The 8,696-nt window shown below is 51.5% G+C and carries 16 protein-coding genes; 12 read left to right on the top strand and 4 right to left on the bottom strand.

The window, feature by feature from the left end:
* The 3 genes from U869_RS29725 to U869_RS0126350 form a co-directional block, all read right to left on the bottom strand.
* On the bottom strand, positions 1-306 hold a 306-nt coding region (locus tag U869_RS29725; protein ID WP_037439547.1), incomplete at its 3' end, for a hypothetical protein.
* Positions 307-378: 72 nt separating this feature from the next.
* Positions 379-633, bottom strand: a complete 255-nt coding sequence (locus U869_RS0126355) for a hypothetical protein (protein ID WP_025124013.1) — start codon at positions 631-633, stop codon at positions 379-381.
* 785 nt (positions 634-1,418) lie between these two features.
* A complete protein-coding gene (locus tag U869_RS0126350) occupies positions 1,419-2,081 on the bottom strand; it encodes a helix-turn-helix domain-containing protein (protein ID WP_029988539.1) in 663 nt (220 codons plus the stop codon).
* A 41-nt stretch (positions 2,082-2,122) separates the two neighbouring features.
* Here U869_RS0126350 and U869_RS0126345 point away from each other — a divergent pair, with 41 nt between their 5' ends.
* From U869_RS0126345 to U869_RS0126290, 12 genes are all read left to right on the top strand, one after another.
* Positions 2,123-2,332 carry a YdaS family helix-turn-helix protein gene (locus U869_RS0126345; RefSeq protein WP_025123831.1) on the top strand — a complete coding sequence of 70 codons (210 nt, stop codon included), beginning with the start codon at positions 2,123-2,125 and terminating at the stop codon, positions 2,330-2,332.
* Positions 2,333-2,366: 34 nt separating this feature from the next.
* Positions 2,367-2,690 carry a hypothetical protein gene (locus U869_RS0126340; RefSeq protein WP_025123832.1) on the top strand — a complete coding sequence of 108 codons (324 nt, stop codon included), beginning with the start codon at positions 2,367-2,369 and terminating at the stop codon, positions 2,688-2,690.
* Entirely contained in the window at positions 2,690-2,953 is a 264-nt protein-coding gene (locus U869_RS0126335) for a hypothetical protein (protein WP_025123833.1), read from the top strand. The genes U869_RS0126340 and U869_RS0126335 overlap by 1 nt, the downstream gene beginning before the upstream one ends.
* Before the next feature lie 19 nt (positions 2,954-2,972).
* On the top strand, positions 2,973-3,137 hold the full coding sequence (locus tag U869_RS32320; RefSeq protein ID WP_157834770.1) for a hypothetical protein: 165 nt from the start codon (positions 2,973-2,975) through the stop codon (positions 3,135-3,137).
* Positions 3,130-4,179, top strand: a complete 1,050-nt coding sequence (locus U869_RS0126325) for a replication protein (protein WP_025123834.1) — start codon at positions 3,130-3,132, stop codon at positions 4,177-4,179. The genes U869_RS32320 and U869_RS0126325 overlap by 8 nt, the downstream gene beginning before the upstream one ends.
* On the top strand, positions 4,176-5,570 hold the full coding sequence (locus U869_RS0126320) for a replicative DNA helicase (protein WP_025123835.1): 1,395 nt from the start codon (positions 4,176-4,178) through the stop codon (positions 5,568-5,570). The genes U869_RS0126325 and U869_RS0126320 overlap by 4 nt, the downstream gene beginning before the upstream one ends.
* A complete protein-coding gene (locus tag U869_RS0126315) occupies positions 5,570-6,007 on the top strand; it encodes a recombination protein NinB (RefSeq protein WP_025123836.1) in 438 nt (145 codons plus the stop codon). The genes U869_RS0126320 and U869_RS0126315 overlap by 1 nt, the downstream gene beginning before the upstream one ends.
* A complete protein-coding gene (locus tag U869_RS0126310; RefSeq protein WP_025123837.1) occupies positions 6,004-6,360 on the top strand; it encodes a RusA family crossover junction endodeoxyribonuclease in 357 nt (118 codons plus the stop codon). The genes U869_RS0126315 and U869_RS0126310 overlap by 4 nt, the downstream gene beginning before the upstream one ends.
* Complete coding sequence (locus tag U869_RS0126305) at positions 6,357-7,187, top strand: antitermination protein (protein ID WP_025123838.1); 831 nt, start codon at positions 6,357-6,359, stop codon at positions 7,185-7,187. Before U869_RS0126310 ends, U869_RS0126305 begins: the two co-directional genes overlap by 4 nt.
* 199 nt (positions 7,188-7,386) lie before the next feature.
* On the top strand, positions 7,387-7,563 hold the full coding sequence (locus U869_RS0126300; protein ID WP_025123839.1) for a type II toxin-antitoxin system HicA family toxin: 177 nt from the start codon (positions 7,387-7,389) through the stop codon (positions 7,561-7,563).
* Positions 7,564-7,612: 49 nt separating this feature from the next.
* Positions 7,613-8,020, top strand: a complete 408-nt coding sequence (locus tag U869_RS0126295; protein ID WP_025123840.1) for a type II toxin-antitoxin system HicB family antitoxin — start codon at positions 7,613-7,615, stop codon at positions 8,018-8,020.
* A gap of 70 nt (positions 8,021-8,090) precedes the next feature.
* The gene (locus U869_RS0126290; protein WP_025123841.1) at positions 8,091-8,270 is read left to right on the top strand and encodes a hypothetical protein; all 180 of its coding nucleotides are present in this window, start codon (positions 8,091-8,093) and stop codon (positions 8,268-8,270) included.
* On the opposite strand, the gene U869_RS0126285 is transcribed toward U869_RS0126290, so the two are convergent.
* Positions 8,267-8,548: a hypothetical protein gene (locus tag U869_RS0126285; RefSeq protein WP_025123842.1), complete on the bottom strand. Its 282-nt coding sequence runs from the start codon at positions 8,546-8,548 to the stop codon at positions 8,267-8,269. The two genes, U869_RS0126290 and U869_RS0126285, sit on opposite strands and share 4 nt — an antisense overlap.
* Positions 8,549-8,696: the final 148 nt, after the last annotated feature.

Raw genomic sequence — 8,696 nt, 5'->3', positions numbered from 1 at the left:
TCGTGCGTCGTCGCCGGAGCTGTTCTCACCTTCGACCTGATCTGCTGGGTGCTCCATGCTGTTTAGTTCGACAACCATCGCGTCGGTAGCTTTGGTTTCGGCCTTGATAAACTCAGCCTTGGTTTCGCCTTGCAGGAAGGTTTTGTAGGCTTGGCTGACGCCCCAGCGAGCCCATTCATATTTCTTGTCAGCATTCAGGGCCTGAATAATTTCAGCGTAATCGCCGCCTTGTGGGAATTTCTCTTTGAACCAAGCAAAGCCATCGCTACACGCCAGTTTTTGCACTTGCTCTTTTGTGATTTGCATTCGTTAAATCTCCAAATTTAGGTCGAAAAAAAAGCCGCATAGCGACTTGGTTGATAGATGCCCCGCTGGGAGTTATTCGTTATTGATGGTGTTCATGATTTTTAAGACAAATGCGTCCACCGTTTCTTGGCTCATCGTATGGAAAAATTTATCGCGCTTGTCGAAAGCTTCATCATCACTGCTTTTCCATGTTGGGCCTGTTGATACATAGAATCCATCCTCTGCCCATCTGAATAAAACTTCTGGATGACCATTATCGTCACTGCTTTTTTCTACTAAAACCTGCCTTCCATTTGACTCGAACAACTTCGCCCAAATTTCCATCATCCAACCCTCTCTGTTAGTAATCTTGCCGAAGCCCCCACGTATAGAGGCAGCGGTAAAGTTACTGGGCGGAGTTCAGCTCCTTGGTTGTCCATACCATCTTGCGGCGCACTGTTGGTGCTCTGTCGAATGCCCGATCCAGCCATTTAAACCGGTGATACCAGCGACGACCGTATTCACTAGAAACGAATCGTTTTATTGTCAATTTCATCGTATAACCCTCTGTTGTAGTGGTTTTATGCCTGCCGCCCCGAGCTGGCAGCGGCAGGGTAAATCCACTCTTTGCGTTTCATACCCGACATCACTTGCCCCCGGTCGCCGTCACAGCCGGATCGCGGCTGGTTTTCGTTATGCGCCAGAACTACCCGTGAACCCGGTATTTCATCCGACTTTGCTGATTGTTAAAGAGCGCCCGGTGGTCTGGGGGGACGGTGTTGCTGTCTGTGGAGTGAATAATAGCCATGAGTATATTTAATAGCAATAAGTATTAATGATTGCGCAATAGCAATTGGTATAATTTGGTGTTTTAAAAGGGAATTTAGTTTGAAAAAAAGTCAAACGGAGTCGGTTTTTTGGCGGGGGTTATGTTTGAATCACTACAGGACAAGCGAAATTGCTTTTCGCGAGATTGGAGTTAAGCTATAAAGCTACTGTATATAAAAACAGTATAAAGTGAGTGCGAAAGCATCATTGATAACTCGCTGGGTGGGAAAAATGATAACGATGTTAGTTAGAACGAAGGCGGGGGTTTATGAACAAGAAACCCTGCCGGAGCAGGGTTTGGAAGACTATCTTCTGAAATCTCGAAGGAGTAAAACGGCTACGCCAATCAGCACACCAGGCGTTATGGTTATCAATGGAACCCGGCTATCATCAACGGATAGAAAACCGTGCTCCCCTCCATCCAAGAACCGATAAGCGGAAATTGTACCATTGATCATTGCGATCACTAGATCGCCGCTGCCTGGCTTTATAGACGTATCAACAATAATGATCGAGCCAGCTGGGGCGTCTGAACAACCGCTATTGCGTTTTAAAATGTATGCGCGCCAGGACGAATGGGCCTTACCCTTCGGAGAAAGGACAAAATCATCCGTTTCGCCTTGCTCGTCCCATACAGGGATCTGATTTGAACGGTCAAGCCTTGGAAGTGGTGCAGTATTGGCCCCCTCCATTTCACCAGTCCCGTTTGCCAGCCAGTCAGCGTTAACTCCAAGTGCGTTGGCAATATCTACCAACTTCCCCGAAGATTTCGATAGCCCTTTAGTCAGTCGCCAAATTGTCGGCTGTGCCACGCCAGACGCTTCTGCTAGCGCTGCTTGGGTCATGTTGTCACGTAGAGCCATAGCTCTATTTAGACGATCGGCCAGAGTAGTTTTCATGCCCTGAAACTTATAGCCATGCGTATCATGCGTCAAACTCACTTCGCTATTGCTATGTGTTATACTCATTGCTATTATCTCGATTGATTTATACGTTTAAGGATAAAGAGATGAACGAAGCTATCCAAAAAGCTGTGAGCATTGCCGGTGGCCAGCAAAAGCTTGCATCCCTCTGCGGCGTAAGCCAGCCGACTGTATGGCGCTGGCTTCATGGCGGAGGAATCAACATGCGTTATGTGAAGCGAATTATTAAAGCCACTGGCGGAGAGGTTAAGGCTGCGGAAATCAGCCCTGACCTAGCCGATTTGCTGGACAGCTGACAAAAGGCGCAAGACCAATAAAGGTGAATTATCAATGGAAAACAACGCAATAGCACGAAAGTTAGAACCCCCAATCCTCAACCCGCGTGAGATTGAAGGGCTGTTGCTCAACCGGCTTGCGTCGGTTGGGCAGAAGTTTTACGCGGAGAGAACGGGGATCAGCGAATCGACCGCCAGCCGCCGGAAAGCAGAGGGGCATTTCGCTACGATGGCCAAGGAGCTGGCAATACTCGGCATTCAGGCCGCGCCGCCGGAGGCCGTTCTTGTATCGCGCTCTTATCTGGCGTCTGTCGAGACGCTGGCTGATATCGGGTTGAAGGCAGAGAGAAGCCGGCCGGGGCCGCTGGGGTGGGACTGATGAATCACGTTGAATTTATCGAGCATCACATCAAGACGAAGCTGACCGGTGAAGGCTTTAGCCCTGCGATCGCTGAGGGGGGGGCAAATATTGGTGTTGATCATTACCGGCGCTGCTCTCAAGCCAGCAAAAATGGAGCGATGTTTGAGGACTGCTACCGGCTCGCGAAAGCCTGGGCAGACAAGAACACGACCGCGAGCGATAAGCCGCTCAAGAAAAAACAAAACCGAACTGCGCCAACAGCTCGGCCTGGTCTTTTTTAAACCGTGGGAGGTTTAGATCATGATACGCAAAAACAAACGTATTACGCAACAACGAGAAATTACTCAGGCGGATTACCTGAAATGCCCAGACCCGATCGGCACCTTGCCGCCGGAAGTGCAAAAGCGCTTCGTGGAAGAGTTCCGCAAGGTACAGCTGGCCAGACAGGCAGAACGCCATGAGTAACACCGCTGAAATCATTCAATTCCGCGCGCCCGTCGTGCGTGAGGAGAGCCGCGTGGCCGATCTTGATGATGGGTATACCCGGCTGGCTACCATGCTGCTAGAGGCTATTGCTGGCGCTGATTTAACTAAGCGTCAGTTCAAAGTGCTCCTGGCCGTTATCCGGCTAACTTACGGCTGGAATAAACCCTATGACCGCATAGCCAATTCTCAGATCGGTGAGATTGCAAAGTTGCCGATCAAGCGCGTCAGTGAAACACGCGTTCAGCTACTGAATATGCGGGTGTTGGTATCGGTAGGCCAGGCAATCGGGCCTAACAAAAACGTGTCTAATTGGGCCATCCCTCAAGTTGAGGGAATATCCCTCAAATTAGGGGATAAAAAATCCCTCAAATTGGGGGAGAGCTATCCCTCAAAACAGGGGGACACCATAGACATTATTCCAAAGACAGTAAAAACAGATCCCCCTAAAGCCCCCAAGGGGGAATTTTCGGAGGAAGTTCTCTCACAAGCAAAACAGGCTTTGCAGTATTACAACGAGCTTACACAGGGATCCTGTCGTTCTGCTGAACCCTTTGCCGTGCTCCTGACAGAAACCAAATCCCGAAGCGCCTACACCCTGCAAGACCTGCTGTTGGTTGTTCGCTGGGTAGTGCTGACGTGGAAGCGCAAAAGCAAGACCGTGGCCAAACCTATAAGCATCTGCCGCGTTAACCGCTTCGATGGCTATTTGTCTGACGCAGAAGCCTGGCAGAAGACCAGCGTAGATATCGACTGCCAAGCTGTGATCGATGCCTACAACGATGTGACAGATGGGCGCATGGCTCGCGCAGAACTGGACAGGGGCCGCGAGATAGCGATCCGTGAACTGGTCACGCACTTAGCTACCAAGACGCCCGCCGGGTTCCGGGCCTATTTCTCGGCATTCCTGGAAGACGCCCGCGAGTTCCATTTCGGCGGCCCTGACGGCACCGGCTGGCATGCTGATTTTGAATACCTGATGAAGCCGGAAACACTGCGAAAAGTACGGGAGGGAACCTTATGAATAATATGGATATCGAGGCGAGCGTGATAGGTGGCTTGCTGATTGGTGGTTTAACTCCGAACGCAGTCGATGTGCTGGCTACGCTAGATCCTGACGCGTTTTTTGTTCCACTCTACCGGGAAACCTTCAAGGAAATTATTCGGCAGGCGAACAATCGCGGGATGATTGACGCTCTCATGGTTGCCGAAGGCATGGGAGAGGGCAATTTTGCAAACATAATGGAAACAGCCCGGCACTGCCCAAGCGCGGCAAACTTGAAAGGGTATGCTCGGGTAGTTGGCGAATATCACCAGATCCGCGAGTTCACAAAGCTGATGGAATCCAGCTATGACCTGATAACTGGCGCGCAGAACCATGAACGGGCGCTGGAAGGCATACAGGCATTCTCAAGCAAGATTTTCTCCATTGCCAAGCCACACGACGAGCATCGGCCAATCCATATCAGAGAGTTGGCGGGTTCCTATGCCGAAGTGCTGGAACAGCGCAACCTGAACGGCGAAGAGTCTGACACGCTTAAAACCGGGATCCCGGAACTTGATGAAATTACCGGCGGCATAAACCCGGTGGACTTGGTTGTTGTTGCTGCTCGTCCCGGCATGGGTAAAACCGAGTTTGCGATCAAGGTCGCCGAGGGTGTAGCCGAAACATCGGTGAATATCGGCGGCATCGATAAGCCTCGCGGAGTTCTGATTTTCAGCATGGAAATGAGCGCGCACCAGGTGATTGAGCGCCAACTGGCCAACGCATCAAACATCCCTGTATCTGTGCTGCGCAATCCGGCAAAACACATGGAGGATGAGGAGTGGGCGCGTGTCTCAATGGGGATCAAGCGGCTGATTAATTTGCAGGTATGGGTTGTTGACGCGTCAAATCTCACCATCGAGCAAATTCGCGCGATTGCTGAGCGCTTGAAGCTCGAGCACCCAGAGTTATCGCTAATCTTGGCCGACTACTTAGGCTTGATTAAAAAGCCAAGCGCCGAACGTAATGATCTGGCGATCGCCCACATTACCGGCGGCATGAAGCGCATGGCTAAAGACCTCAAAACGCCAGTTATGGCACTTAGCCAGCTTTCCCGCGACGTTGAGAAGCGCCCTATGGGACAGCGTAGGCCGACGAACTCAGACCTACGCGACAGCGGCAGCATTGAACAGGATGCAGACAGCATCATCATGCTGTACCGCGAAGCCGCATATCAAGAAGACAGCCCGGCAGCGCCTTTCGCTGAAATCATCGTGACGAAAAACCGTTTCGGGATCCAGGGGACTGTTTACCAGGAGTTCAAGAACGGCCACTTCATGGCCACTGACCAGGCGCACGCGGCACAAATCTGCCGGGCCAAACCACAACAGGCAGCGACCGGCCGCCGTTATGCGAAAAGGGATCTGTGATGGATAAGCCAAAGTTCTTTCTGCGCGATGAACAGATCCGCGCAAATCTCAAAGCCTATATCGATACGCTGCCACTAGATGACCGTGCGCCGCTGGTGGTGTCATTCGCACCTATGACGCGCACCCTTGACCAGAATAGCCGGTTCCACGCTATCTGTGGTGATGTGGCCGCACAGGCCATCTACATGAACCAGGAACTAAAGCCCGTACAGTGGAAAACGTTATTCATATCTGGCCACGCTATCGCAACGGGGTTGGGGGCGAAAGTTGTTCCAGGCTTAGAGAACGAATTCGTCAATATCCGCGAAAGCAGCGCCCAGATGGGCGTTAAGCGGATGAGCAGTCTTATCGAGTACACACAAGCCTGGTGCGGCGGTAACTCTGTGACATTGCGTGATGTCGGTTACCGTGGCGATTTCTTCGGGCGGGCTGCATGAAAACCTACGCGATAGTCCCGATCCCCAAGCCGCGAATGACACAGCGCGATCGTTGGGCCAAACGCCCGCAGGTGCTCAGGTACTTCGCGTTTTGCGATGAGATACGACACAACCGGATTTCGCTGCCGGAAAGCGGCTATCACGTTACCTTTGTGCTGCCCATGCCGCCGAGCTGGAGTAAGAAAAAACGCGCGGAGATGGCCGGTAAGCCGCACCAACAAAAGCCCGATGCCGATAACCTGCTTAAGGCATTGATGGATGCCATTTATAACGAAGATTGCTCCGTATGGGATGTACGGGTTACCAAGCGCTGGGGCGATACCGGCGAGATCACTATCGGGGAAATAGCATGAAATTAGAATCCATACCAAAATACTTTGCGCCTAAATCGCCAACGTTTAGCGATTCGCCTCGGGCTACCGCGTCGGACAATCTTACCGGCACCGACATGATGGCCGCGATGGGGCTGGCCGATCTAAAGGGTGGCTTCGGGCTGGATCTGTTCTTGGCCAAACAGGGGATCAGCGCACCGGCCAGCGCCGTGCATAGCTTGTTTGCTTTTGCCCGCAATCAGGTGATCAAGCACCGCGCCATGACCAAGCATGCCGAAGGCGTGCAGCTCCGCGCGTTGGCTGTTATGACCGTTTTCGCCTACCAGGATTACTCGCGCAGCGCGGCCAGCGTGCGGCCTTGCGAATGCTGCCACGGCGAAGGGTTTATCGAGAAGAGGAAATTCATCATGAACACGTTGGCGGCCAGGCGCGAAACCGTCTCAATGTTTCAGCGTGGTGATCTGCCCGCCAGCATCCAACTGATGGACAGCCGCGAGACGCTCGTCAAACACTCGATTTATGAAACGACCAAGATCCTGTGCCATGCTTGCGGCGGAAAGGGCGAGATAAGCAACGCGTGTCGCTGTAATGGCCGGGGCGTCGTGGTGGACAAGGTAAAGAGCAAAGAGGCCGGGATCCCCATCACGAAAGAGTGCTGCAAATGTAGCGGTCGAGGATTCGCCCGGCTGCCCGCCGAACAGGTGCGCAAGGCGCTGGCGCTAGTGGGTATGGATATCGCCGAAACGACGTGGAGACGCGACTATAAGCCGCTCTATGAGCAGCTGGTTACCCAGTGTTACAAGGAAGAAAGCCACACCGATGCGATGCTGGCAGAGGTGACGGCATAGCGTGCCGTTGACACTTTGGCGAAAATGGACTAGTTTTATCTCCATGATGGGAATTTAACGCCTGTCACATGACCAAAATTTTAAGAACCCGCCTAAGTGCGGGTTTTTTCGTATATAGCCCTCCTGTGGTAAACAAAATTGTTGACTCAGTAAGCATAAATGTTTACTATGGTTGCATGTTCAACAGACAGGAGGAGAAGTGAAGCAGAGCGAGTTCAGGCGGTGGCTTGAATCGCAAGGGGTAGAAGTTACGAATGGCACCAACCATTTAAAACTTCGATACCAAGGCAAACGAAGCGTTATGCCAAGGCACCCCGGCAGCGAGCTAAAAGAACCGCTAAGGAAGGCCATAATTAAGCAGCTTGGCCTGAACTAATAAACCAGCCCTCCGGGGCTGGTTACTCGCAAAGCTTCACTACAACGATATGCGATACCCAGTAGATTTACTGCCTGATACCGGCGGATATGTGGTTTCGTTCCCGGATATCCCAGAGGCGTTGACTCAGGGCGATACGCGAGAGGAAGCGCTAGCGATGGCGCTGGATGCGTTAATCACTTCGTTCGATTTTTACTTTGAGGATAACCGGGCGATCCCGCTACCCAGCGAGGTGACCGGCGATTATGTCGAGGTTCCGCTTAGCGTGGCATCTAAGGTGCTTATGCTGAATGCGCTTATTGAGTCCGGCTTAACGCGCGTTGAGCTGGCCGATCGCATTGGCATCAAAAAGCAGGAAGTTAACCGGCTTATCAACCTGCAACACGCGACCAAAATCGATGCAATCCAGAAGGCGATGAACGCCCTGGGCAAACAGTTGGATTTTTCGGTTCACTGATAATCGGAATTCGATTCCAATCTCTAACAGGCTCGCTTCGGCGGGCCTTTTTCATTTCTGAGAGGCAAGTATGAAATTTGAAGAGTTATCAGAGGATATGAAAATCCAAGCATCTGTGGCGCTTAAAGATGCTATTTCCAGGCGTGGACTCCTTGATGATGCGGAAGCAAAACGGCTAGGTGAAACCGTTGCTACCGCATTTATTGCAATGGTACGCCATGATAGCGCGCCAGATGTATGCGCTGATTAGATTTGGTCGAGTCCGCGCCAAGTCCTGCCTGCTGATTCTGTAACTAGGACTGCCGGATTTTTTTTTACCGATTTGGCCGCGTCGTAAGCTTTATCCAATACGGCAGAACGCGAAACATTTCCCGAATAATCATACTCAGCATCTGGGAGCTGATATCGGATACCATCACCACTTTGGATCGTGCGATTGAAACCTATGGCCTTCATTTTTTTATGTAAGTCTTCATAATCTTCAGAATCAGCATTATGAAGTTCTACACGTACAGTGAACGATGTCATGTCTATATTTCCCTTATATTGACTGTGGAATAACCAATTTATCAGTTTCCCTTGACTGTGGAAAGCAAAGGGATAATGCCAGATATGCTCTGGCGCTTACTCAAGGCTCACTTCGGTGGGCCTTTCTCATTTCTGACGCCCAGCGGGG

The sequence above is a fragment of the Serratia sp. H1w genome, assembly GCF_000633355.1.
Classification (GTDB): Bacteria; Pseudomonadota; Gammaproteobacteria; order Enterobacterales; family Enterobacteriaceae; genus Chania.
Note: the sequence above shows the minus strand (reverse complement) of the source record. Positions and strands in the feature narration are given on the sequence as shown.